Below are 23,925 nucleotides of genomic sequence, written 5' to 3' on the forward strand. Positions count from 1 at the left end.
CTATTTCCAGATCTTTTCCATATTCAGGCTCGACAATTACCCTTAAATTGACTCGGTAATTACTCGGTATAACATGATGGCATCAAAGGGTTACGATATGACACCTACCATGTATTCTCCAGACGGTAGAATTTACCAAGTGGAATATGCTATTGAGACTGTAAAAAGAGGAACTTTAGCAATTGGTGTACTTAGTAAAGAAGGAGTCATCATGGCAGTTGAGGAAAAACCTCGTACATTACAAAGCACAGATGTTACACAGAAAATTTTCCAAGTAGATTACCATATTGGAGTTGCAGCAGCAGGATACATTCCAGATGCACGTGTTCAAGTTGACAATGCAAGGTTCTTCTCACAGGGAAATAGAATGACATATGATGAATCAGTAGAAGTTGCTACTGTTGCAAAACATCTAGCAGACCAGGCTCATCAATTTACCCAATACGGAGGAGTTCGTCCAAATGGCGTTTCAATGATTATTGCAGGAGTTGATCAAAAAGGAGAGTCAATCTATGTAACTGATCCTAGCGGAACTTATGTTCAATTTGCAGCAATTGCAATTGGAGCAGGTTCAGATGATGTAAATGCATTCTTGGAGAAAAATTACAAAGATGATTTGAGTTTGGAAGATGCAGCAGCATTAGCAATCGCAGCAATTAATCTAAAAGCAGAGAAAAAAGAAGGAGTCAATGACATCAAGATGGCAAAGATTTCAACTGAATCTAAAATCTTTGAAAAAGTATCAGAGGCAGACTTGCAAAAATATTCTCAAAACGCATCAAAGTTTGTTCCATAATAGAATCCTAGATTTGAAAGGTATTCATTTTAGTGTATGAGACGATAGATAATGGGTTTAGGAAGTAATTATTGGGGTGAAGTAATCGAAGTACTTCGAGAAATTATTCCAGTTTATGACAAAGTAAATTCAATCATATCATTAGGAAAAGATGTAGAGCATCGTAATCGTGGAATTTCACAAAGAGTAGTTCCAGGAAACAAAATACTTGATGCAGGTTCAGGATTTGGTAACATGTCAAAGACAGCATTGAAACTAACTGATGGAAAAATTTCAGTCACACTTTATGATCCTCTAGTTCCAATGTTAAAAAACACAGGCTCTCATTTTGAGAAAACACCAGACATGGCAAACGGAGTTTTTGAACATATTCCATTTAGAGACGAAGAATTTGATGCAGTACTATGTGGTTATTCTCTAAGAGATGCAATAAACTTGAGAATTGCAATATCTGAAATTCATAGAGTTCTGAAAAAGGAAGGAAGATTTGTGATTGTAGATTTGGGAAAACCAGATAGTCCGTTCATCAGAGCAGGCGTTGCATTTTATCTCAGATGCATCTTGCCAATTCTTGCATTTTCTGCAGGTGGAAAGCTTGGATTAAAGTTTGGAACACTTTATGGAACTTTCAAAAGATGGCCACAAAACAAAAAGCTAGAAAGTTTGTTGTTGGAAAAATTCTCAAGAGTTGAATTTGAGAAAGATCTTATGGGTGGAGCAATTATGGTTGCAGCATACAAATGAACAAAGTTCTGATTCTAGTTAATATCACAGGTCTAATTATTGGAATTTCTTACGGACTACACGGACCAATACTTCCAGTATTTGCAAAAAATGTCATAGGAGCAACATATTCTGAGCTTGGGTTAATCGGATTAACTAATTTCATTCCATACATGTTCATCCCATTGTTTGTAGGAATTCTTCTTGACAGATTTAACAACGGGTATCTTTTGGCTTTGGGAACTGCAATAAACTCTGCATCAATCTACCTCCTATCAATTGCACAATCAGTTCCAGAGATAATGGGATTCAGAATCTTGACAGGTGTGGCACATGCATTTTTCTGGCCACCATGTGAATCCATCATATCAAATGAGAGTACAGAGAAAAACAGAGTAAAAAACATCTCATGGTTTACAATGTTTTTTGTGATTGGGTTCATGGTAGGACCGCTATTAGGAACGGTGTTTTTGGAAGGCCTTGATACTACTTACAGAATCCTATTCCAGATTACAGCATTCATTTTGGCTACGGCATTGATTTCTTCAATTCTTGTTTCAAGAAAGAGTGTAAGAAATCATCATGAGCATTTCTCATTTTCATCAATTAAAGAAATGAAGAGGTTTCCTGAAGTCATAATTTTGTTGTTATTTTGTACATCTTCATTTGGAATTATTCTGACAATTTACCCAGCGTTTCTAAATGATAACGGAATGACAGACACAGATATTTTGTTGTTGTTTTTTGTTTTTGGAATTTCACGGGTTGTGTCACTTGCATTGGCAGGAAAATTTGCAAGAAAAACAAGTCAGACCTTGATTGCAGCAGTTTTTGCAGTATCAGCAGGACTAGCAATATCAGTTGTTGCAGATTCAATCATCACTTTTGGAATAGCATTAGTTCTGATGGGATTTGGTTTTAGTATTTTCTTCCCGCTAACATTGGAGATAATTCTAAGCAAGACCAAAAAAGGAATCTCAGGAAAAATCATTGGTGCATATGAAACAGTCTTTGGAATGGGTTGGGCAATAGGACCAACACTTGGAGGTCCAATATCACAATCTCTAGGAGATGATACACCATATCTGATATTTTGTATAATAGGAATTGGAGTAGCACTACTTGCAATCATTACTAGAAAGAAACTAGAGCCGCAAAGAGTATTGTATTAGATATCCATTGTTCCGCGTTTTTTAGTGCAGATATCTAGTGCATCAACAACTTCAGTAACAAAGACCTTACCGTCACCTTTGGTTCCGGTACATGCTACACTTGCAATTGCATTGATGATTTCATCTACTTTAGGATCATCAGCTACACAGATTATCATGTCTCTGCTAAAGAACTCTCCAACTAGGGGAGGATCTTGGGCACCTTGGCCTTGAACTTGATGGACAGTTACACCACCTACACCAACTTTTTTGATAGCAGCAATAACTTCATCTTTCTTTCCAGATGGAACTATTGTTTCAATTTTCTTCATAATGGTAAACTATCTTGAATTTATTTAAATCAATAACTACTTCTCATTCGTGATATTCATGTATGAAATTACTAGGCATAATTTCAAACATTACGTTTAATTTCAAAATAAGACATGTGAGATCATGATAGATTATTCACTAAATGTAGCAGGTAGTGAATGGATAATCATAATTTTTGTTGCACTAGTTTTGATTTTAGGGACAGGAAAGCTTCCAGGCGCTGCAAGAAAACTTGGAAAAGCAGTCAACGAATACAACAAAGCAAAAAATGACATCCAAGAAAGCATGAAAGAAGTTACAGAAGAAGCACCAAAGATTTCAGGACCAGTGGAATCAGAGAGACAGAAATTAGAAGTAATTGCAAAATCAATAGGGGTCAAAGTTGAAGGAAAAACAGATGATGAGTTACGAAAAATCATTTCAGACAAAATTGGTCAAAAGAAAATTGACGATCCAGAAAACAATCAGTAATTATTTTGATTTTTTTATTCGATACAGATCTTTGTCAAGTCTCTTTTTTGCAAACTTGTAATAATCAGGAACAATTTCAAATCCAAGATATCGTCGGCCAAGGGATTTACTTACAACTGCAACTTGTCCTGAACCAAGAAAAGGATCAAGTACAATGTCTTTTTTTTCACTAGAGTATTCCAAAAGTTTTTGAATCAATTCAGAAGGAAGTTTGGTTGGAGTTTTTTCATCACCAGTCCAATATTCTCTTTTAATATCCCACACATCTTCTTTGTCTTTGTAGTGAAGGCTGCGACCATCTTTTGTTTTATCTTCTTTTTTGAACCTAGAAAACGGAAAGAACTTTCGTTTTTTGTCATCCTTACAGACATAAAGACAATGATAGTGAGATGTGACAAATTTCTTTTTTGTAACTACACCAAATTGATACTTCCAGATGATATGATTAATTGTAGTAAATCCAACATCATCTAGTGCACGTAAAATATCTTTTAGATTATTCCATCCAGAAAATACATACATGCTTCCAGAATCTTTCAGGATTCGAAAGACTTCACTCATCCATGCGAATGTAAAATCATAGTAATCTTCAGGTTTGATTTCATTATACCCAGAAATTACATGAGATGAGGTTCTGTTGTAATTTGCCTTTTTTGCCTTAAAGTTTATGGCAAATGGAGGATCGGTGATAACCAAGTCAATTTTATTTTTAGGAACAGAACACATCCCATCTATACAGTTTTGATTGTAAATTTTGTTAATCTCGATTTTTTTCATTTTGAAATTCAAGACTAGTTCCTAGCATAATAATGTCATGGGTAAATACTATGAAGTAACAATAAATCACTAATCATTTCTTAGCAAATAGATCTTGAAGCTATCATGTCCAAAATGCAAGTCCAGAATTGAGATTCAAAAGACTTTCAATAAAAAAATGCATGTGTCTTGCAGTAATTGCGGAATTGAGGATCTTTTAGAGTTCTCAAAAAATGTTGATGAGGTATTTTTAGAGTTTCTTTCAAGATATGACAAGGGGCTAGTCACAGAAAAGGGACTATCTGAAGGTCTCAAAGATGAAGGAATTATTCGTGCCGAGAGTGAAATCAAAAGTATGATTGGTAAAAACAAGCCAGATAAAATAACTGAGGAAATCCTATTTTCAAAAAAAGATTATGTCTCACAATACAAGGTTTTGAGTAATCCTGAGCCTAAAATGGGCTGCAAAGTAGAAGATTTAGGATTAGATGAATCAATCACAGATCATCTAAAGGAATTAGGAATTGAACAGTTTTACAAATTTCAGGAAGATGCGATAGGAGAAATTGCATATGGAGAAAATGTAGTAATTGAAGCTCCAACTGCCTCAGGGAAAACAGAAGCATTCTTGATTCCAGTAATTCAAAGAATAAAAAAAGATTCTAGTGAAGGTAATGTTTTTGCAATTTTTGTTTATCCTACAAAAGCACTAGCAAGAGATCAATTTCCAAAGATCAAAAAGTTTGCGCAAAAAATTGGGGTCAAAGTAGATGTATTTGATGGAGACACAAAACTAACAGACAGAAGAGACATCATTGAAAACCCACCTCAAATTCTCGTTACAAACTTTGATGTGTTACATTACCACATGTGGCACCAAACAAAGTTCTCATCTATATTATCATCAACAAGAATTCTAGTTACAGATGAGGCTCATGTGTATTCTGGAATCTTTGGTTCTAATGTACATTACATCATAAAGAGGCTCAAAAGAATTTGTGAAAATAAATTACAATTTGTTGCAGCATCAGCCACACTTGAAGATGCAAAAGAGTTTTGCGAGAAACTGTTTGGAGAAAAGATGCAAAAAATCCATGGTGCAGGAAAAAAAGGCCAGACAGACTTTGCAATGTTGTTCCCATCACTTCGAACACAAAGGGCGTTAATGGTAGAACTCACAAAAAAACTTACTGAGAAAAATCACAAGACCATGGTCTTTAACAACTCTCATCTAAACTCTGAACTTTTAGCAATCCAGGCAAAAAAGCAAAAAGTAAACATCAAAGTTCACAGAGCAGGACTGATGGCAAATTATCGTACGTTTGTTGAAAAACAGTTCAAAGAGGATATGCTTGATGCAATCTCATGTACTCCCACGCTTGAATTAGGCATAGATGTGGGAAATGTCGATTGTGTGATTTCATCAACCATTCCAGTGAATAGACTAATCCAGAGAATTGGAAGAGCGGCAAGAAAGGGTCAGAGAGGATATGCATTTTTGGCTTTGGGAAACGATCCAATTTCACAATATTACAAAAATCATCCTGATGATTATTTTGAAGATACTGAAAAAACATACATTGATCCCAAGAATCCATTTGTTGAAGAATTTCAAGTATTAGCAATGGCATGTGATAGACCAATTTCAAAACATGAGCTCAAAGAGCATCAAGAAGTAATAGAACACCACATTATCAAAGAGAATCTAAAAGAATTCAACAATAGAATAATTCCAAATTTTGATAAAATTAATTCTCTTCTCAATGAATACAGCATCAGAGGAATTGGAAAATCAATTGATATTTTCTTAAACGGAAAAAAAATTGGAGATAGAATCTTACCAATTGCGTTAGAGGAATTACACAAAGATGCAATCTATTTTCTTGCAGGTATTCGTTACAAAGTAAAAGAGTTTGATTATCCAGAAAAAAATTATGCAAAAATTGAAAAAATTCCTAGAGATTATCCGTACTATACAAAATCATTAACCGAAGAATGGCCTACAATTGAGACAGTTTTTGAGAGAAGGGTAGCAAATGGAGTTGAAGTTGCATTTTGTAAATTACATATTGAGAAAAAAGTTTACGGATATGTCAACATCGAACTTGGGCAAGAAGTAACTCAAGGAGAAAAGGTTCTACTTGACACACCGCTAGAATATGATTTTGTTACAAAGGGAATTGTCTTTCATGCACCAAGACCTCTCAAAGTAATGGAAGAGTCTGAGGATGAAGAATATACTGAAGCTAGTGGATATCATGCGACAGAACATGTAGTAATTGAGGGAAGTAATATGATTACAGGAGGGGTATCTCAAGATTTGGGAGGCATATCACTAGGCACATCAGGCTTGATTTTCATCTACGATGGTGCAATTGGTGGAAGTGGAGCAAGTAAGGCACTCTACGACAGATTTGAGCAAGCACTTGAGAGAAGCATGTTCATTGTAAAGGAATGCCCATGCAAAAATGAAGCTGGGTGTCCAAGATGCACATTCTCATACAGATGTGGAAACAACAATGAATATTTGCACAAATACTCTGCACTAGAGATTTTGGAGAGAATCAACAATGGCGAGAAAACAGAACTAATAGATCCTACAGAAGGGGACAGACCACTAGTATAATCAAAATGGGATAAATATAACAAAAAATTAGAAACATTATGGAAAAAGTAGCTCTTGTAACTGGAAGTTCATCAGGAATTGGACTAGAAGCAGCACTAGCACTTGCAAAAGATGGATACCACACATTTGCCAGTATGAGAGATTTGTCAAAAGCAGGAGAGTTGGAAAATGCTGCAAAAAAAGACAACCTTCCAATTGAAGTAATAGAGCTTGATGTTGATAAAGAAGAATCAATAGTGTCAGCAATAAAAAAAGTGATAGATTCAGAAGGAAGATTAGATGTTTTAGTGAATAATGCAGGATATGGTCAGTTTGGATGTACTGAAGATGTTTTAGTAGAGGATTTTAGAAAACAGTTTGAAACTAATTTCTTTAGCATTGTAAGAATTATTCAAGAAGTTGCCCCAATTATGAGAAATCAAAATTCAGGAAATATAATTAACATTAGTTCTGTTGCTGGAAGAATGGGATTGCCAGGATCTCCAGCATACATCAGCTCAAAATTTGCATTAGAAGGATTAGGAGAATGTTTGCGATATGAATTAGGTCAGTTTGGAATAAAGACTACACTAATTGAACCAGGAGTAATCAAGACAAACTTTTTTGAATCAATGAAGATCCCAGATTCAAAGACAGATCCAAAATACAAAGAATTGACGGACCATATTTTAGCTGGACTGAAGATGATGGTCCAGATGGGAACTGCTCCATCACAAGTAGCAGAAGTAATCATCAAGGCAATTCATGATGAGGAGATGCTTCCAAGATATGTTGTTGGAACAGATGCTGCCATGTTCATGGAGGCAAAAAAGATGAAAACAGACCTAGAATTTGAGAAATACATGAGTAAAGAACTCTTTCCAGGATGACATAACTTGTACGTTAACTTGATATACACATAGAACCCAGTTTTTGTCAAAGTCCGCAATTTTAGGTGAAAAAAGAATGAAATGGAAAACTCTACGACACAACGGAATCTTGTTTCCTCCTGCATATGAGGCACAAGGAATCAAGATAAAGATCAAGGGAGAAAAAGTAAATCTCAATTTAGACCAAGAAGAGATGGTTTACCAGTGGGCAAAAAAGAAAGACACCCCATATGCACAAGACAAGGTTTTTCAAAAAAACTTTACAGCAGATTTTGCAAAGACTCTAGATTCTAAATTTAAAAAGATCTCATATGATGATATCGATTTTTCAGATGCTTACAAACTAGTTGACAAAGAAAAAGATCTCAAAGAGATGATGACAAAAGAAGAGAAAAAGGCAATTGCTGCAAAAAGAAAAGAACTTCGTGAAGAACTCAAAGCAAAATATGGAGTTGCAATTATGGATGGAAAAGAAGTCGAAGTTGGAAACTATATGGCAGAGCCTCCAGGAATTTTTATCGGTAGAGGAGAACACCCACTTAGAGGAAGATGGAAACCTCGTGTAACTTCTAAAGATGTCACTCTGAATATGGACAAAGAAGCTAAAAAAACAATGAAAGGTGATTGGGGTAAAATTATTCATGATAATGATTCAATGTGGCTTGCAAGCTGGATGGATTTTCTTACACAAAAAAGAAAATATGTTTGGCTGGCAGACAGTTCAGATCTAAAACAGGGCAGAGATAAGGAAAAGTACGAAAAAGCTGTCAAGCTTGAAAAAGAAATTGAAAAGATTAGAAAAGCAATGGTCAAAGATATGAAAGATTCTAAAAAAAGTAATGTTGCAACTGCATGTTATTTGATTTATAGAACTGCAATGAGAGTAGGTGATGAAAAAGATCCTGATGAAGCTGATACAGTAGGTGCTACAACATTAAGAAAAGAACATATCAAAATTACTTCAGATACAATAGAGTTTGACTTTTTAGGAAAAGATAGTGTCAGATGGCAAGAGACAATCAAGGCAACAGGAGACGATAAACAATTTCAAGAAAATCTCAAAAAATTAATTGAAAAGAAAAGACCAAACGAGGAAATTTTCCATAATATAACATCGAGAGATGTAAACAAGTATTTTTCAGGAATTGTAAAGGGAGTGACTGCCAAAGTGTTCAGAACATACCAGGCAACTACAGTAGTCAAGAATTATCTGGTAAATCATGATAACATGAAAGGAAAATCAGATAATGAGAAACTATACCATGCAAAATTGGCAAATCTTGAAGCTGCAATAATGTGTAATCACAAACGAACAATCCCAAAGACGTTTGAGCAATCATTACAAAAAAAGAAGGATACTCTCAAGAAAAGAGAAAAAGAAAAGGCATGGGAGAAAACACAGCAAACCCTCAAAAAAGTAGAATCTACTGAACCAAAAACTGATACTCAGAAAAAGAACAAAGAAAAAAGAATCAAGACACTAAATGAGCAAATCAAGAAACAAAAACAAAAACACAAAGAAAGAATTGAAAAATTAAAGTTGCAAGTAGATTTATCAGAAAAAACTAGAGATTACAATATCGGAACCTCACTTAGAAATTACATAGATCCACGTATTTTCAAGGCATGGACAGATGAAGTTGGTGCAGAATGGGAGAAACTATACACATCTGCACTACAAAAGAAATTCCTCTGGGTAAAAAATGAGAATATCAAGTGGAAGGATGTAAAATAATTTAGAATCATTTAATTTCCCATATTTTCAGGCATATACTATGCCGGGGTAGCTCAGCCTGGTTAGAGTGCCAGTTACTTGGTAAACTCTAGCGGTTCTCCAACTAAGGCAATACTCATAATCTGGAGGTCGCGAGTTCGAAACTCGCCCCCGGCACACACAAATTAGTTTAAAGCCGTGCACCGACCTATTGTAAAGTCATTGAATACAAAGTCCATTTCCAGGCAAAGAATTGACATTCACGACTACAAATCACGTATGAAACAGGTCAATAATCAGATCGAGCGAGAACTATCATCTGAGAATACATCATTAATCAAGAAATATGACAGAGAGATGGTATCTCAATCAATTGCCATTGCAACAAGACAAAAGCATCTCAGAACATTACTTACACTCTCAAGACTGTTAAACAAAAACTGGAAAGACGTAACCAAAGACGATATCGATGAATTAGTTTTTCGAGTGATGGACCAATTTGCAGATGAGAACGGTCAGGAGACACATTATTCCTATGATCACAAAAAGATTCTCAAGATTTTCTTTAGATGGTACAAGCTTGGTTCTAGAGAATTTGTTCAAGTGGGGGATCCACCAGAGACAAAAAATGTCAAGGTAAAAAAAGTTAGAGACAAGATTGCACGAGAAGACTTGCTAGATGAGAAAGACAGAATAAAGATACTACATGCATGCGGTGAAAATGCAAGGGACAGAGCACTGATTGATTGCCACATGGAAGCTGGAACAAGACCAGGGGAGATTCTAAATCTGAAGATAAAACATGTGAATTTTGACAAACATGGTGCTGTACTTCAGGTAGATGGAAAGACAGGGGCCAGAACAATCAGAATTGTCAGGGCCACTCCAAACTTGGCTGCATGGATTGCAGTTCATCCATACAAAGACGAACCTGAAAACCCACTATGGCCAAATCTTAGCCATCACAAGAAAGGCAGTCCAATAACGTATGCTGCTGCAAGACAAATTCTACAGAGAAGATGCAAGATTGCAAATCTCTCAAAGCGGGTTTATCTTAATTTGTTCAGACATAGTGAGGCAACATCTACTGCAAATTTCATGACAGAAGCTCAGATGAGAAAAAGACACGGATGGTCATCAGACTCTAAAATGCCTGCAAGATACGTTCACATGGTAAATTCAGATGTAGAGGATGCCATTTTCAAGCACTATGGAATCAAAAAAGAAGACCAAAAGATGCCTGAAATGCCTACAAATTGTCACTTTTGCGCAATGAGCAATCCGTCTGATAGTTCATCATGTACAAAATGCGGCAAACCGCTTAGCCTTGAGACTGCAATAAGAAAAGAAGAACAAGAAAGCATAGAGAGAAAACAACTAGAAGAGAAAATTAAGATGTTAGAACAACGACAGATAGAATCTGAAAAGAACCAAAAAGGACATGAAGACATGAAACAAATTGTTGATGAATATCTAAAAGAATACTTTGAAAATATTTTTGATAAAATTGAATTTGTAAAAAATAAACCAGAAAATAGTATTACGAATTGAAATAATTTATAAATTATTTTTATTTATAAAAAATTCTGATTGTATCTTTTTTCTAAGATGAAATCTTTGTAGGCACAGATTCATTGTATCTTTTTTATCCTTACAAAAAGATACTCAATAGATAGGGTATCTTTTGTAAGATCTTACTATCTCTTAGTAAGATCTTAGTATGGATACTATCTTTTGTTAGATTAGCCTCGATTCCACAGATAGTAAGAACTTAGTATCTCTTACTAAGAACTTAGTATCTCTTACTAAGAACTTAGTATCTCTTACCCAACCTTACAATAGATACTAAAAATTTGTGCCCAAGTAAGAAGTATCGATACTCAAAAGATTCCTAAGAAATAATTTATAAATTATTTTTATTTATAAAAAATTCTTAACCTATCTTTTTTCATAGATGAAATCTTTGTAGGCATAAATTTATTCCATCGATGCAAAAAAGATGGCATCATCGATTATCTAAAGATAACATAATCTGAAAATCAAATGTCAGATAAGAACTGTCTAACACCACCATGAAACACATATTTCTTTTATTTTATTTTGTGATTTTTCAGCATAGTCTAATTCTTGAGAAACATACTTCATGTCTGAACCTATTTTTGATATATTCGAGTTAATTTTATCAAATTTACTTACAAATTCTTTGTAATGATTCCACTCAGAAGTCTTAGTTTGGTCTTGTAAATGCAAATAATCAGAAATTGTTCGCTCTAGGAATTTTCCAGAGGTTACCCTTTGATCATACAGTTTGTTATACAAGTCCCATGCTTTTTCTACATGTTTCTTGGCGTGGTAATCTGTATATTTTGAGTTGGCATCATCAAGATACTTCCATGTAATATTCATTCCTTCTTTTAATTTAAACAACGATTCAGTTGATGTGTTGATTTTTTGTGTCATCATGTTTTTTTGTTGAGTGGTAAAAATGGGTGTTTTTGCTTTGACTACTTGTTTTTTATCCGGACATCCATCAGTATCTCTATAACCATTGTATGTCTCGGGTTTGGTCTTGCAGAAATCTGATGAATCCTTTATTCCATCATTATCCGTATCCTTGTCTATATTTTTTGAAATATTTGTATTTGATGATTTGTAGGTTGGATTAGATTTTGAAATGATTATTTCTTCTTTGTAGAATTCTTTACCGTTAAATTTGTGAGTTATCTTGTATGTTCCAGCAGGATCTGATTCTCCAAATGTTAATTGTGTCTTGTATTTTTTCAGAGTCTTTGAAACTGACAGGCCTTTATGATCTACTTTTCCGTCAGGTCGTTCAATGATTAAATCTACGAGTACTCCTCTTTTGTATAATTTATCTGGTACATCCCCTTGAATGGTTTTTGTTCTAGGTTTGTCTTTGTAAATTTCAATTCCAGTTTTTTCAGAAGTGTAAACTTTTGGTTCTTGGATTACTCTTTCATCAAAAAGAGGAGTAAAATTTGTTCTTTCACCAAAACCTTTTGGACCATATATTTCTCGTACTTTTTCTATGTCTTCTTGAGTTATTGTCTTCAATTCTTCATTTGGTGGCATTGGGGTCATGATTGAAGGATATCCAGTACCTGTATCATACCAATCTTGCATTGAAATTCTGTTGTATGCTATGTAGTGACCTAATCCTAATGCATGACCAAATTCATGCTGTACTACACTTGCCATAAACTTTGAGCGTTCAAATTTATCATCAAAACAGATTGAATTTACAAATATATCGAATTGTGGATCATACTCTACTCCACAGTATTCAAAAGAAGAATACACAACTTTTGTAATCTTGGTGTTTGTGAGCCACCATCCTAATGCATTTGCATATCTTCCATCTTGTATGTATGGCCTATCCACAAATTCTACAGTGATATCACAAACATCGCGATTTAGAAGATCTAATTTGTTTAATGGTACTTCTTTAACTGTAATATCCCATGTCCCGCTTCCTGATTGTTCTAATACTGCTCTCCAATTATCAATTCCTCTTTTGGCATCCGCATACCACATCTCCCATTTTCTTTCATCAATTCTAGAATCGTTTGGTTGAAACACACACACAATTGGAGCTTGAGATACTTGCTTTCCATAATCTCCTTCAAAATATCCTTGAGCACCAAATGCAGTAGTAGGAACAAGAAATGCAAAAACTAATGCGAAAATGATTAGCACATTCATGTTTTTTGATTTTTTTGTATGAACTTAAGATTATCGAAATTACTGCAAAAATCCTTAAGGGTATGGCGGATGTGATGGTGCAAAAAAATCCGGCCTTTGTATGGCGGGGGATTTGATTAGTGGTTCAATATCCCATGTGGGAATGAAAGTAGGGCATCAAACTATAACTTTAACACCGCAATGGAGTTTTCAAAAACAGAGAGACCGACTAGTAGTCAACCATTTTAGACACTATTTCAGCCCCATTTACGCATAATTTTCCCATCAAATATGTTTGCAAGTTATTTTTTCAAGAAAAAGAAGTCTAAGTTATCTTAAATAGCAATTATCAAGTACAAATACAATCGTGACTGAGGAAAAATCTGAGAACAATCTATCAATATGTGAACTAATGAAAGATGATGCATCTGAAGTATTTAGGAAGATGGAATCTCAAATCCCATTGATGTTTCAAAATTATTCAAATCTATATACTCAACATCTTCATATGCTTGATGATGTTTTTGGAACATGTTTTATTGCTGAAAAAAAATTCTTTGACAAACTAAATCTAGATCCTAAGATTTTAAAGCAAATTAAAACAAACTCAGAAGCCATAAAAAAAATTTATTTGCAAAACATAGAAAACTCATCAAAGTATTTGGACGAATACACCAAAATGAATATCAAATCAATGAAATCATTTGATAATTTTATTCATGAGATGATGAGTTCATATGCAAATATGCTTTCTCAACATACCAAATCATGAATAAAAATTTGAAATAATTTTTAATTTAAAATATGTAAAGAGTCAATCACCATTTTTAGTTTCTTCTGCAAATGTTACAGGATCTTTATTTTTATCATTTTCAACATTTTCTGCATGTTCAATGGATTTTACGTCATCTAAACTAACATAGGTAACTGGTTCTTCATTGTCATTATGTTGAGTATTCTCTTCATGCTTTAGTGCGTCTTCAATGTCTTTTTGCATTTTTTCTTTTTTGTTCAATCTCCTCCCCCTCCAGAATAGATTTCAAAAGTTCCTGTTTCGCCAAAAATAACTATGTCACTTACCTCAAGTTTGCAACCTATTTCTTCTGTAAAAATATCACACATTTTACTCAAAGAGGTATTTTTTATGGATTTCACATTGAGGTTGTCTTCTTTAGATAGTTTTTCTAAAGTTCCGTTTTTTTTCAGGGTTTCCACATAATGTTCAACATCAGGAGCAATCTCAAAATCTCTTGCACGAACTACGATTTGACTATCGTTTACCACAATATTCAAACATCATCTAAGAATTTGTGTATTTCTGATTTGTGTGTTTTTTGCTATGTGATCAGTTATCTTTTTTGTCATCGTTATCTTTTTTGTCACCATTTCTATCGTGTTTATCATCGTCTTTGTCTTTCTTGTCTTGTTTGTTATCATCGTCATCATCAACATCATTGTTATCTGAATCATTGGAGTAATCTTCAGAAAAATCTTCATCTGTATTTTTATCTACATCATCAACACCCACATCTTCTTCTACATCAACACCTTCATTAACATCTGAAGTATCATGATTACGATCTTCATCTACAGTTTCATCTACAGTTTCATCTACAGTTTCATCTACAGTTTCATCTACAGTTTCATCTACAGTTTCATCTACTTCAATCGAAGAATTATCTGAAGTGTATTCTTTAGATATAGTGTCTAAAATTGTTTCATCAACATTATCAAAAGTTTCTTGAGAGGGGAGTTCATCATTGAAATCAAACTCAATAGATTGTAAATTTGTAATTTCATCAAATCGTTCTTGAGCAGTTTGTGTCTTTTGTTTTGCAATGTCTAACTTTTCAGAACGTTTTTCTTCAAATATTAGAAATTTAAGCAAAGTGTTTTGTTTTCGTTCAAGGGATTTCTGGGCTTTTTTTTCTTCTTTACTTCCAGAAGGAGCATTTTCTAAACGTTGTTTAGCCTCATCTATAGCAATTTTTGCTGCATTGACTTTATCAATTGCAATTTGGTATCGTTGCTCTTGTTTTTCCTCTCTTTGTATTGCAAGATTCAGTTTGTTGAGTGCTTGCTTCTCTTTTTTTGTTAATTCTTTTGGTGGGTCTGTAGGTTCTATAGGTTCTGTTGGAATAGATGTGGGGACAGGTTCTACAGTAATTGATGAATTACGTTTCTTTTGTTTATCGATAACCACCAGCACGTCATCACGTAATTCAAGCAATGTTGTGCTTTTTTCGGGATTTTGTTGAGCATAGTGTTCTAATGCATATGGAAGTAATTTTAAATTCCCAGATGTAATTAACTCATCTAGAGTCAGACTAAAAACTCGATCAGAGATGAGTGAAAAAAATCCACCTTTAGATTCTTGTTGATGAAATTTATTAAAAATTTCTTTATACTGTTTTTGTTCAGCAAGTCTTTGCAAGTCATTTTTAACAAAATTTATTCTATTTTGTTTGTCTTCTAATTTTTTTAATTTCTGGTCTATTTTTTGTGTATCTTTGAATAGTTTTTGAATTAATTTCTTTTCATGTGCTGAAAATTGTTGTGACACTTGTTCATTTTTTGTAACAAGTTTTTTGTAGGAACCAAGTACTGAATCATATTCAGATTTTATATTTTTAAATTCATCAGAATCTAACGAAGGTTGTAAATCTACTAGAGTTTTTCCTATGTAACGGAATTCAAGTGCCATAGAAGAAACATTATCTGTTCTTTGTTCCAATATCCCCATACGAATTTTCTCAAATCCTTGCTCAATTTTCTCAAGTTTTTTTAAAGATGTATCATCAATTTCAGCAGTAGCCAAAGGAACAGAAGTAATAGGACTGGTGAACAACAATATTACAAGAAAATTAGCCATCAACATCATGGAAAAATTACGGTTTGAGTATACGCTTTTACCAAGAGATTTGTGAGAATTATGTTTAGAGAACATGAGAGTAATATTTGAGAATAGCATTTAACCTTGGTACATATTGATTATAATCTAGGCATTAAAAACCACTTGTGTTTATTCTAAACAGAGTCATTTATCCAATAAACAACCACATTATTCAGAAGAATTCAAATCGCCTGTTCCATATTCTTTGAGAGTTTTTTGTCGGACGGGATCTGTTCTATCTAATTCTTGTAGTTCTTGATTTATGTCAGAATGATATTCTGTTTGTATTGGCCACGGAATCGTGATGTTATGTTTCTTGAATTCCTTGATAATCATGATTCTCATGTCACTTTTTACCTTAAACTGTGAACCATAATCTCTAACAAATACCCAAACTGCAAAATCAATTGAAGAGCTGTTAAAGTTAGTAACTCTAACTCGGGGTTGATCTAAGTCAACTAGAATGTTTTTGTCACATCCACAGCTTGGTTGGTGTTGATTTCTGTAGGGACATTTTTCTTGTACAATCAAATGGCGTCCTCGAACATCAGTAATTTCATTCATTGCTCGATTCCCTACTTTCATCAATACAGATGCTACTTGTTCAGGATCATTAAGATAAGATGCTCCAACATCAACGATTGCAGGAATAAAATCAGTGTCTTTGGAATAGTTTACAATTGTTGCTGCAATTAATTGCCTAGTTGGAATTATTGCAATGGATTCGTTTAGTCCATGTCTAATGTATGTCACTCTAGGAGTTATTGTGTGAACAATTCCCACATAGTCATTATCGAGTTTGACCCTATCACCTTCAACGAATATTTTGTCTTTTTTAATTGAAAGATATGCAAAATAGTTTTGCATGGTTTCTTGTAGTGCAAAACCAATGCCAATAGCAAGGCCACCACTAGCAGTAGCTACTACAACCAAATCGACTTCCCACCAGGCGGCAATTCCTATGAGCACACCAACGAAGGTGATAAGAGGAATCATTTGTTTGAATGATTTTGGTGTGTCCTGACCTTGACGTTCAGCCCATCCAGGAGGACGTGCTCCAGGAACTATTGGCTCATAAGTTGAAATTCTTTTTTGTTCTCGCCATAAAGATACAGTGTAGATCTCTTTTGGAAATACTCCAGTTCGTAAAACCTGCCCGGCCTCATTATTACCACTAACACAATCATCAAAGTATTTTGCATATTTTTCTCTTTCAGATTTTTTCCAAATTTCAAATGCTTTTGGCTTTATTTGCTTAAAGCTTCCTATAGGAACTCCTTTTGATGTGTAATAATTTTCTAGAAACTTTTTTCCTTCAACAGTCTTGAGTTTTTCCTGGTATTCTTCTTCAGGCATTTCAGAAGGTCCATGTTTTGGAGGTGTCCACTCAAATAATTGATGAAATAGATTTGCTTTATCATCTGAAAATCCTCTTTGGTGAATCCATTCCTGATAATCATATTTTTCCATTTTTTTTGCTTCATTGTTTGCAAGAAGGATTGGAATGAGGTGTGCGATGGTATACCCAATTACCAAAATTACAAAAGTATCAAGGATTTTTGCAAATAATTCTCTAGGAGTAAGTTCAGCATCAGCTACTGCAGCATCTATTGCAGTTTGCGTGTCAAATAATTCAAAGACTTGGATGTATGCAGAAACTGATACAATCAAAGCAGTTGCAAATAACGGCAGTAGAATTTTTTTTACAAATTCTGTTGCAAATGGTCTAGTATAACTAAATTTTTTAGAATCAATAATGGATGAAACTTTTCTGTTTATCAAAACAATTGCAATTATTCCTGCAATCAAAAAGATTAATGAAATCTGAAGTTGAATGTCATTTTTTAATAATTCACCTAAGGGTTGAAGTGGTAGATTTACAATATCTTCTGCCATAAAATAAGAGATTTTTCTCTACATTTATGAGTTATATGCGTAAAAAATAAGGATTAAAAAATAAGATTGTTGCTCATTTAAGGAGTAATTCCATGAGCATAATTGTATTGTGCTATGTATTTCTGGATTCTTGGGTCAGACATTAGGTTCTTTTCAATTTGGCTGAGGGATTCAGATTTTGCAGTTTGTTTTACAAAACATGTTGTTTCACCACATTTTGCATTGATTGTTTTTTGACCATATGCCTTTGGAGATAGTTTTTCAGAAGTATTTGCTTTGAAAGCAAAAGCTTCCTGTAGTGCAGGAGCAGTAACACCTGTTGCCAAGATTGCCATAATAGATAGTGTAAGGATTGTTTTCATTTTTTCTTTCCACCTCCTATGATTTGTCCTCAACTGTTTGAGTTTGGGTTATTTTCATAAAACAACTAAGATGAAAATTAGATATAAGATAGGGACTTTTTGTCATAAAACCACAGAAAGGTAATTAGTTGACTTTATTGAGAGTTAAATCAAGTGCAAAAAATATCATCAACTAGTCAAAATTAAGGCATTAAGTTTTGCCTTATTTTTTAAAATATCAGAACGTAACTCACTAATTTGAACAGTTAGATCAGCAGCTATTTTTTCAGTTTCAGTATCAAGTTTTTTTGCCAACATCGAACTCAAATCACTTCGTTTATTTGCTAAGTCATTTTCGAGTTGATCAATTTTGTTTTCCAGATTAGATATTGATTTGGAAATTTGTGAGTTTCCAGTGATTTTAACTGTGATTGATTGAGAATCAACAGCGTTAATTTTTGCAACTCCTACTTGACAGGATTCAGGAATAATTCTATCAACTAATTTTACTGTAACAGAATCAGAATCAGATACTACATCAATTACAGGTAATCTTACATCAGATTTTCCAGCACATGCTTCAAAGACCACATTGAATCTATTCAAATCAACATTACTTGATTCAGGTTTTGACACACTTTCGGTTACAGAAACAAGACTAGTGCTTAAAGTATCTAGAGGTTGACCAGTTAGAGTTTTTGGAGGTTCAATTTCAGAAAGATCAGAGGTTGGAGGCACATACAACACCATCAAATATCTTCTAAGTTGATCCTGTAAACTCTTCAAGTCTTTTTTAAGAGATGTGATATTACTCAAATTTTCAGGATTAGGTTCACCATCCAGTGGAATTTTTTGTTTGGCAGCAGTGATTCTTTCTTTCAAATTGGTAATTTGAGATTCTAATGAAGAGATTTTTTCAGATATTCCCCCTTTGTTTAATAGAGTTGCAGAGATAGAAACAGGATCAGCAGCTTTGATAATTACAGAGCTAGTATAACAGGAATTTGCATCTAGCATACTTGCAAGCTTTATACTTTTAGTTTCACTATCAGATTCTACAAAGATTTCAGGAGCTCGAACTACTTTTGAATTAGCACAAGCATCAAAGACATAAGCATATGCTGCAACTCCCGTAGTTGTACTTCCTTTGATTATTTTGGTTGATTGTTTTAGTGTTGCAATTTTTTTGATAATTCCTGCAGATTCACCTTTCTTTAATTTTTTAGTGGAGATTTCATCTATTTTTTTCTCAGATAATGGATTGGACCAACCTAACTCTGCCAACCTCTCAGCAGTACCAGGTTTTACACAAGATGCAACACCAGTAGTTTTTTTAATTAATTTGACAAAACCTTCATTACAAATAACTTGATCAGGTGTAAAATCTAACTGTATTTGTAATCTAGGACTAATAACATCAGCAAATGAAGATGTAGGTAAAGTACCAGAAATTAAAATAACACCCAAGAAAAGTACTATAACACTAAATGGTTTCACAGTTTTTGAAGTATTGTTATTGCCTAAAAGGTTAGCTGACTAAAAACTATTCTTCGTAAACTTGCAATAAAATACTAGCTTTGATGTTTGCAGGGTTGTTTGCGTGTAGTTGTGTAACATATGTTCTACAAGAGTTCTCTTGAATGTCTTTACTAGTACCTACTTGAATTGCCTCAATGTCTGATTTTACAAGGATTTTTGCCTTGTCTATTCTTTCATCTCCAGCACATGCATTGAACTTTACATTATACTTTCCCTGGCCAATATCTGTTTTAGAGGTGATTGTAACAGTCGGAGTGTAAGATAGTTTTGCTCGTTCCTCTTTGATTGGTTGATTAAGTTCTAAGAATCTCTCATTGAGTTTGTCTACTCTATCCTCTCCATGATAGTTCCATATAGGATCTTGGTACAGTTTTACACACGTGTTGATAAATGTGATGTGTTCATATTTTGCAACAAATTGTACTTTTCCAACATTCTTGTATGCTTGGTATAGCACAGAACACTGGTTAATTCTTGGTTTTGTAACAATAACATCATCTGACGCAATGACAGGATCAATTACTTCATCTTTTTCTGCCTTGTCTAGAAATATGACATTATTATTAATCAGATATTGGATAGAGTCCAAAAATTCTTGTTCAGAGATAGAGCCTTCACCATACCAGAGTGCAGTGTTTTTCACCCATGATGGAACCAAAGAATCAGCAGATACAGAATAAAACCCAACTCCAACAAACATTAGAACTGGGATTAATAGTAAAAATTTGCGATTCAAAACATTACCTATTATTTTGATACAGTGTTTGTATAAAAACATGGTTTTTGAGAATTAGAAGAAAGTAAAGAAAAGGAGTCAGTTAGATTCCTAGTATGCAATAGGTTTTCATGAATTATTCAAATTTCTTGTTTTTAGTTTATTTTTCCCTCTTCAACAAAGGCAAAGATGACCCTCACATTCAATTTGTCACCTGTCTTCATTAAACTTGAAGTGTCTGAAATTTGTCTTGTAGGATTTATTTTTTCAGAATACATCATTTCATGTGTGTCCTTGATGTTGTCTGCTTTTCCTTCCCACACTTCCATAACTACGTGATGCCATTCATACGTTCTCATTTCATAAGTTCCATTCTTTAATTTTTTGAGACATTTTGTTTTTTCAACACTTGTCCAGTCATAAACAATCTTATTTCCATTTATTGAAAAAGTATACGAAAGTATCTGTCCTTGACAAGTTTTAGAAATTCCAGAAATCTGTACTGAACCGTTAGATTTGATTGTAACTTTAGACTTTTCATGAAAGTTTTTCCATTTTTCTGATCCCCCTGTAAGTAATACACCATCGGCGGGACCAGTATTTGAAAATACCAACGCAGTTGCAAGTATCGCAGATAATACCAGCAAAGAAATGTATTTTGTAGTAATTGTCTTTTTTGCCAACTGGGAATTATTCTTAATTTTTGGGATTTGGTTTAATTTCATGAAAATAGTAGAGTAGATTTTTGTATTAAGACAGAGGATTTTTGTGTTAAGCTTTGAATAAGATATATGGTTGAGTTAATTCAGAACAAAATCAACTGGAATTTTTTTGATCTAAGCCAATATTTTTGAGGAATTTGTTTGATTCACTCAACGCATGTTTTTTGATTTTCAACCTGTCTTCTTTTTTGATTGATTTTGATGCCAAGTGAAGCATCTCATCCATTAGATGAATACCTCCTCGGGCACCCTTCTTGAGGCCTAATTGGTACAACATGGGGAGTTTTGAGATGTTTGAAACCACTTCCATCTTAATTTCAGATACAGTAGAAGGTTGTTTGTTAGGAGTCTCAATTTCAGTGAATTTGTCGACTACTTTGGATAGCAGAATCTCAAGATTCTCACTCAAATTACGCTCAAGTTTGGTGTTTTTCTCCTTTCTGGCCATCATCACAATTCTTTTGATTTTCAAAAGTGCTTGATTGTCCTCAACAGAATCAAAGTCATTTGCAGAAAGATCCAATCCAAAGTCTTGCATAAATGTAGATGCAATATAAGATATTGCCTCTTTTCTACAAGATGCCTTTGTTGTTCCAAATGGACAGTTATCACAACTTGTAGTAAAGTATCTTGCTCCTCGTTGACCAAAGCTTGAAAGGGTGATTTTATCTTGATCACGTAGTTTGCTGATTGTTCTTGAGACTAGTCCTTCATCAAGCAATAGTGCTTGAGATATTTCTTGGTTAGAGTAGGAACCTTCATCAATTAACTCGAGTATTTCTTGTTCAAGTTCTCCTGGAGAACGTCTTGATGGTTCTTCAATTGCATCAGCTAAATAATGCGAAACTAATTTGTCTCCAGAATCATGATTTATGACAAAGGTCTTTCCATCATATGTTGCATCTAGACCGGATAATGTTTCAGCTTTGATTATTTTTGCAAGAACCTTATCTAGATTTTTTATCTTAAAATCTTGTAGCAAATCATTTAGATTTTGTTTTGAGATTCTTGTTTTTCCAGTTGCAAAAATATGATATAATGCCCATCGTGTTTTTCGTTCATCACTTCTTTCAATTAATCGTAATAGTTTACAGAAATTATCTATTCTTGTCCATTTTATATCAGAGAGTTCATCTTTTGTATTTTTAACAAATAGTGTTCTATCCAAATTCTTTGAAAATTCTTCAAACTGTTTTGTAATTTCAGATTTTTTGAGTTTTGATGCTTGTTTTATTTTTGTACTCTTTGGAATTAAGTCTAGAAAATCATCTTTGAGAATAGTACTATCATCTCTTAGGGCTTTTGTATCATATCGTAAAAATTCAAAGAGTCCAAGGGAATTATCAAGGATTGAAGAAGGAGAAAAGACTCGTAATCCATTAAGATTTGGATTAGATAGTCCCATACAGGTACAAAGTGACTTGACTATTTATGCGTGTTAAGACAACTAAATGACTAATTTTATGCTTAGAATAACTGGTTTGATTAGAACAGAATTTAGACAAAAATCTACTGCCTTAATACCAAAATTTTACTTTTTCTCTTCATGAGCATAACTCAAATGATGTCTCGCAATGAGACAAGGCAACTTGAGCCACGAGAAATCCCGGTTGAAAGCATACCAGTAAAAGAAAGTAGAAAACTTTCAGTAAATGTAGAACCAATTAGAACACAAGTTCTTACTTGGAAAGACTTGAGAGGTGTTTTCTAGATGAATACTCCTAATGATAATTTGTTTTACCAAGCAATGGATGTAGTTCAAAGCCGCTTCAAAAAGAAGAGAATAGCATTGCAGTTTGATGATGAACTACTAGAGAATTTCAAATAGGTGAAAAATATGAAAGCAAAATTAACAACAATAATTGCATCTCTTACCATTGCAAGTCTATTATTTTCTGTATACCAACCAGGAAATGCAATAACTTACTATAATGGTCATAATGGTTCAGTAGAAGAATATATCACAAAAACCAAGGTAGAGCCATACAAAGGAAAGCAAGGATACTGGGTTTACCTAGTCAAGGTATGTGCAGATGATTATAACTTGGGAGTAGCAGCAGTGATTCTCAAGTCAGACATTGCCAAAAAAGAGCTTGGAGTGAACAAGAGTATCAAGAAAGGTGAATGTTCTCACTATGGTGCAGTAATGAAAGCAAAAGACGGCAACACATTAGGAGCAGAGCTCATTGAAAGACACGAAGCATTAGAAAAATACAATGAGATTCTCAATAAAATGTCAGGAAAAAGCATCAAAGAGAAAAAAGAGCTTAGAAAAGAACTCTACGCCTACAGAACCATGTTAGGAGGATTGGTTTAGAATGGAATTACTCCTTCCTTTTTGCTTAGATAGTTCTAAGAGGAGGTGCAAGGTTGGGTAGAAGGAAGAAGAAACTATTTGATGATGAACCCTTTGAATGGTGATTTTCCTGGTTAGCTGCCAGACCTTTTCTTTTTTTATAATTTAAAATTTTAGTTGTTTTTTAGAATATGCATTTTTTAGAATAAACATTAATTCTTCAATAGTACATTTTCTAAAAGATTCTGGAAACTCAGCAGGATCTAATTTTTCAATCTTCTTTGCCTTTCTTCTTATTACAAATTTTACAGGTCCTGGTACTTCCTCATCATATCGAGTATTGATAAAATCAATAATGTCTTTAATTTGATTTTCTTCCATC

General features: G+C 33.8%; 24 protein-coding genes and 1 tRNA gene. 12 read left to right on the plus strand and 13 right to left on the minus strand.

Annotation, left to right across the window (positions count from 1 at the left end; all coding sequences use genetic code 11):
- The first annotated feature begins 73 nt into the window (after window positions 1-73).
- The 3 genes from ACQY2P_RS05270 to ACQY2P_RS05280 are packed head-to-tail and all read left to right on the plus strand — an operon-like array spanning window position 74 to window position 2,691.
- Complete coding sequence (locus ACQY2P_RS05270; protein ID WP_428325641.1) at window positions 74-796, plus strand: archaeal proteasome endopeptidase complex subunit alpha; 723 nt, start codon at window positions 74-76, stop codon at window positions 794-796.
- 51 nt (window positions 797-847) lie between these two features.
- On the plus strand, window positions 848-1,540 hold the full coding sequence (locus ACQY2P_RS05275) for a class I SAM-dependent methyltransferase (RefSeq protein WP_428325642.1): 693 nt from the start codon (window positions 848-850) through the stop codon (window positions 1,538-1,540).
- Window positions 1,537-2,691 carry an MFS transporter gene (locus tag ACQY2P_RS05280; protein WP_428325643.1) on the plus strand — a complete coding sequence of 385 codons (1,155 nt, stop codon included), beginning with the start codon at window positions 1,537-1,539 and terminating at the stop codon, window positions 2,689-2,691. Before ACQY2P_RS05275 ends, ACQY2P_RS05280 begins: the two co-directional genes overlap by 4 nt.
- On the opposite strand, the gene ACQY2P_RS05285 is transcribed toward ACQY2P_RS05280, so the two are convergent.
- The gene (locus tag ACQY2P_RS05285; RefSeq protein WP_428325644.1) at window positions 2,688-3,002 is read right to left on the minus strand and encodes a P-II family nitrogen regulator; all 315 of its coding nucleotides are present in this window, start codon (window positions 3,000-3,002) and stop codon (window positions 2,688-2,690) included. The two genes, ACQY2P_RS05280 and ACQY2P_RS05285, sit on opposite strands and share 4 nt — an antisense overlap.
- A gap of 124 nt (window positions 3,003-3,126) precedes the next feature.
- Between ACQY2P_RS05285 and ACQY2P_RS05290 the strand changes: the two genes are divergently transcribed.
- On the plus strand, window positions 3,127-3,474 hold the full coding sequence (locus tag ACQY2P_RS05290; protein WP_428325645.1) for a Sec-independent protein translocase subunit TatA/TatB: 348 nt from the start codon (window positions 3,127-3,129) through the stop codon (window positions 3,472-3,474).
- Here the strand turns inward: ACQY2P_RS05290 and ACQY2P_RS05295 are convergent, their stop codons facing one another.
- Window positions 3,475-4,251 carry a DNA-methyltransferase gene (locus ACQY2P_RS05295; RefSeq protein WP_428325646.1) on the minus strand — a complete coding sequence of 259 codons (777 nt, stop codon included), beginning with the start codon at window positions 4,249-4,251 and terminating at the stop codon, window positions 3,475-3,477.
- A 94-nt stretch (window positions 4,252-4,345) separates the two neighbouring features.
- Between ACQY2P_RS05295 and ACQY2P_RS05300 the strand changes: the two genes are divergently transcribed.
- From ACQY2P_RS05300 to ACQY2P_RS05320, 5 genes are all read left to right on the plus strand, one after another.
- A complete protein-coding gene (locus tag ACQY2P_RS05300; protein ID WP_428325647.1) occupies window positions 4,346-6,856 on the plus strand; it encodes a DEAD/DEAH box helicase in 2,511 nt (836 codons plus the stop codon).
- Window positions 6,857-6,894: 38 nt separating this feature from the next.
- On the plus strand, window positions 6,895-7,725 hold the full coding sequence (locus ACQY2P_RS05305) for an SDR family oxidoreductase (RefSeq protein WP_428325648.1): 831 nt from the start codon (window positions 6,895-6,897) through the stop codon (window positions 7,723-7,725).
- A gap of 76 nt (window positions 7,726-7,801) precedes the next feature.
- Window positions 7,802-9,460 (plus strand): DNA topoisomerase I, encoded by a 1,659-nt coding sequence (locus tag ACQY2P_RS05310; protein ID WP_428325649.1) that lies wholly within the window; start codon window positions 7,802-7,804, stop codon window positions 9,458-9,460.
- A gap of 42 nt (window positions 9,461-9,502) precedes the next feature.
- Window positions 9,503-9,616: transfer RNA gene (locus ACQY2P_RS05315), tRNA-Met, on the plus strand.
- A 102-nt stretch (window positions 9,617-9,718) separates the two neighbouring features.
- Window positions 9,719-10,990: a tyrosine-type recombinase/integrase gene (locus tag ACQY2P_RS05320; RefSeq protein ID WP_428325650.1), complete on the plus strand. Its 1,272-nt coding sequence runs from the start codon at window positions 9,719-9,721 to the stop codon at window positions 10,988-10,990.
- Between the two features lie 510 nt (window positions 10,991-11,500).
- Here the strand turns inward: ACQY2P_RS05320 and ACQY2P_RS05325 are convergent.
- Window positions 11,501-13,162, minus strand: a complete 1,662-nt coding sequence (locus tag ACQY2P_RS05325; RefSeq protein ID WP_428325651.1) for a hypothetical protein — start codon at window positions 13,160-13,162, stop codon at window positions 11,501-11,503.
- 346 nt (window positions 13,163-13,508) lie between these two features.
- Here ACQY2P_RS05325 and ACQY2P_RS05330 point away from each other — a divergent pair, with 346 nt between their 5' ends.
- Window positions 13,509-13,913 carry a hypothetical protein gene (locus ACQY2P_RS05330; RefSeq protein WP_428325652.1) on the plus strand — a complete coding sequence of 135 codons (405 nt, stop codon included), beginning with the start codon at window positions 13,509-13,511 and terminating at the stop codon, window positions 13,911-13,913.
- A 42-nt stretch (window positions 13,914-13,955) separates the two neighbouring features.
- On the opposite strand, the gene ACQY2P_RS05335 is transcribed toward ACQY2P_RS05330, so the two are convergent.
- The 9 genes from ACQY2P_RS05335 to ACQY2P_RS05375 all read right to left on the minus strand — a co-directional run bounded on the left by ACQY2P_RS05335 (window position 13,956) and on the right by ACQY2P_RS05375 (window position 22,652).
- Window positions 13,956-14,156 carry a hypothetical protein gene (locus ACQY2P_RS05335; protein ID WP_428325653.1) on the minus strand — a complete coding sequence of 67 codons (201 nt, stop codon included), beginning with the start codon at window positions 14,154-14,156 and terminating at the stop codon, window positions 13,956-13,958.
- On the minus strand, window positions 14,153-14,425 hold the full coding sequence (locus ACQY2P_RS05340; RefSeq protein WP_428325654.1) for a hypothetical protein: 273 nt from the start codon (window positions 14,423-14,425) through the stop codon (window positions 14,153-14,155). The genes ACQY2P_RS05335 and ACQY2P_RS05340 overlap by 4 nt, the downstream gene beginning before the upstream one ends.
- A gap of 61 nt (window positions 14,426-14,486) precedes the next feature.
- Entirely contained in the window at window positions 14,487-16,088 is a 1,602-nt protein-coding gene (locus ACQY2P_RS05345; RefSeq protein ID WP_428325655.1) for a hypothetical protein, read from the minus strand.
- Between the two features lie 114 nt (window positions 16,089-16,202).
- Window positions 16,203-17,930, minus strand: a complete 1,728-nt coding sequence (locus ACQY2P_RS05350; protein WP_428325656.1) for a mechanosensitive ion channel family protein — start codon at window positions 17,928-17,930, stop codon at window positions 16,203-16,205.
- Window positions 17,931-18,007: 77 nt separating this feature from the next.
- The gene (locus ACQY2P_RS05355) at window positions 18,008-18,292 is read right to left on the minus strand and encodes a hypothetical protein (protein WP_428325657.1); all 285 of its coding nucleotides are present in this window, start codon (window positions 18,290-18,292) and stop codon (window positions 18,008-18,010) included.
- Window positions 18,293-18,460: 168 nt separating this feature from the next.
- Window positions 18,461-19,768 carry a hypothetical protein gene (locus ACQY2P_RS05360; RefSeq protein ID WP_428325658.1) on the minus strand — a complete coding sequence of 436 codons (1,308 nt, stop codon included), beginning with the start codon at window positions 19,766-19,768 and terminating at the stop codon, window positions 18,461-18,463.
- A gap of 46 nt (window positions 19,769-19,814) precedes the next feature.
- A complete protein-coding gene (locus ACQY2P_RS05365) occupies window positions 19,815-20,546 on the minus strand; it encodes a plastocyanin (RefSeq protein WP_428325659.1) in 732 nt (243 codons plus the stop codon).
- A 134-nt stretch (window positions 20,547-20,680) separates the two neighbouring features.
- A complete protein-coding gene (locus ACQY2P_RS05370) occupies window positions 20,681-21,250 on the minus strand; it encodes a hypothetical protein (RefSeq protein WP_428325660.1) in 570 nt (189 codons plus the stop codon).
- 91 nt (window positions 21,251-21,341) lie between these two features.
- A complete protein-coding gene (locus ACQY2P_RS05375; protein ID WP_428325661.1) occupies window positions 21,342-22,652 on the minus strand; it encodes a hypothetical protein in 1,311 nt (436 codons plus the stop codon).
- Between the two features lie 141 nt (window positions 22,653-22,793).
- On the opposite strand from ACQY2P_RS05375, the gene ACQY2P_RS05380 reads away from it, so the two are divergent.
- Window positions 22,794-22,958, plus strand: coding sequence for a hypothetical protein (locus tag ACQY2P_RS05380; RefSeq protein ID WP_428325662.1), 165 nt, complete (start codon window positions 22,794-22,796; stop codon window positions 22,956-22,958).
- 126 nt (window positions 22,959-23,084) lie between these two features.
- Complete coding sequence (locus ACQY2P_RS05385) at window positions 23,085-23,564, plus strand: hypothetical protein (RefSeq protein WP_428325663.1); 480 nt, start codon at window positions 23,085-23,087, stop codon at window positions 23,562-23,564.
- A gap of 144 nt (window positions 23,565-23,708) precedes the next feature.
- Here the strand turns inward: ACQY2P_RS05385 and ACQY2P_RS05390 are convergent, their stop codons facing one another.
- A complete protein-coding gene (locus ACQY2P_RS05390; protein ID WP_428325664.1) occupies window positions 23,709-23,924 on the minus strand; it encodes a hypothetical protein in 216 nt (71 codons plus the stop codon).
- Between the last annotated feature and the right edge of the window lies 1 nt (window position 23,925).

The sequence above is a fragment of the Candidatus Nitrosopumilus sp. genome, from assembly GCF_965262695.1.
GTDB lineage: Archaea > Thermoproteota > Nitrososphaeria > Nitrososphaerales > Nitrosopumilaceae > Nitrosopumilus.

Excerpts from the sequence above, each read along its gene's own strand:
- ACQY2P_RS05270 (WP_428325641.1), top strand. The coding sequence starts at position 74 with ATGATGGCATCAAAGGGTTACGATATGACACCTACCATGTATTCTCCA.
- ACQY2P_RS05275 (WP_428325642.1), top strand. The coding sequence starts at position 848 with ATGGGTTTAGGAAGTAATTATTGGGGTGAAGTAATCGAAGTACTTCGA.
- ACQY2P_RS05280 (WP_428325643.1), top strand. The coding sequence starts at position 1,537 with ATGAACAAAGTTCTGATTCTAGTTAATATCACAGGTCTAATTATTGGA.
- ACQY2P_RS05285 (WP_428325644.1), bottom strand. The coding sequence starts at position 3,002 with ATGAAGAAAATTGAAACAATAGTTCCATCTGGAAAGAAAGATGAAGTT.
- ACQY2P_RS05290 (WP_428325645.1), top strand. The coding sequence starts at position 3,127 with ATGATAGATTATTCACTAAATGTAGCAGGTAGTGAATGGATAATCATA.
- ACQY2P_RS05295 (WP_428325646.1), bottom strand. The coding sequence starts at position 4,251 with ATGAAAAAAATCGAGATTAACAAAATTTACAATCAAAACTGTATAGAT.
- ACQY2P_RS05305 (WP_428325648.1), top strand. The coding sequence starts at position 6,895 with ATGGAAAAAGTAGCTCTTGTAACTGGAAGTTCATCAGGAATTGGACTA.
- ACQY2P_RS05310 (WP_428325649.1), top strand. The coding sequence starts at position 7,802 with ATGAAATGGAAAACTCTACGACACAACGGAATCTTGTTTCCTCCTGCA.
- ACQY2P_RS05320 (WP_428325650.1), top strand. The coding sequence starts at position 9,719 with ATGAAACAGGTCAATAATCAGATCGAGCGAGAACTATCATCTGAGAAT.
- ACQY2P_RS05325 (WP_428325651.1), bottom strand. The coding sequence starts at position 13,162 with ATGAATGTGCTAATCATTTTCGCATTAGTTTTTGCATTTCTTGTTCCT.
- ACQY2P_RS05345 (WP_428325655.1), bottom strand. The coding sequence starts at position 16,088 with ATGTTCTCTAAACATAATTCTCACAAATCTCTTGGTAAAAGCGTATAC.
- ACQY2P_RS05350 (WP_428325656.1), bottom strand. The coding sequence starts at position 17,930 with ATGGCAGAAGATATTGTAAATCTACCACTTCAACCCTTAGGTGAATTA.
- ACQY2P_RS05355 (WP_428325657.1), bottom strand. The coding sequence starts at position 18,292 with ATGAAAACAATCCTTACACTATCTATTATGGCAATCTTGGCAACAGGT.
- ACQY2P_RS05370 (WP_428325660.1), bottom strand. The coding sequence starts at position 21,250 with ATGAAATTAAACCAAATCCCAAAAATTAAGAATAATTCCCAGTTGGCA.
- ACQY2P_RS05375 (WP_428325661.1), bottom strand. The coding sequence starts at position 22,652 with ATGGGACTATCTAATCCAAATCTTAATGGATTACGAGTCTTTTCTCCT.
- ACQY2P_RS05380 (WP_428325662.1), top strand. The coding sequence starts at position 22,794 with ATGAGCATAACTCAAATGATGTCTCGCAATGAGACAAGGCAACTTGAG.
- ACQY2P_RS05385 (WP_428325663.1), top strand. The coding sequence starts at position 23,085 with ATGAAAGCAAAATTAACAACAATAATTGCATCTCTTACCATTGCAAGT.
- ACQY2P_RS05390 (WP_428325664.1), bottom strand. The coding sequence starts at position 23,924 with ATGGAAGAAAATCAAATTAAAGACATTATTGATTTTATCAATACTCGA.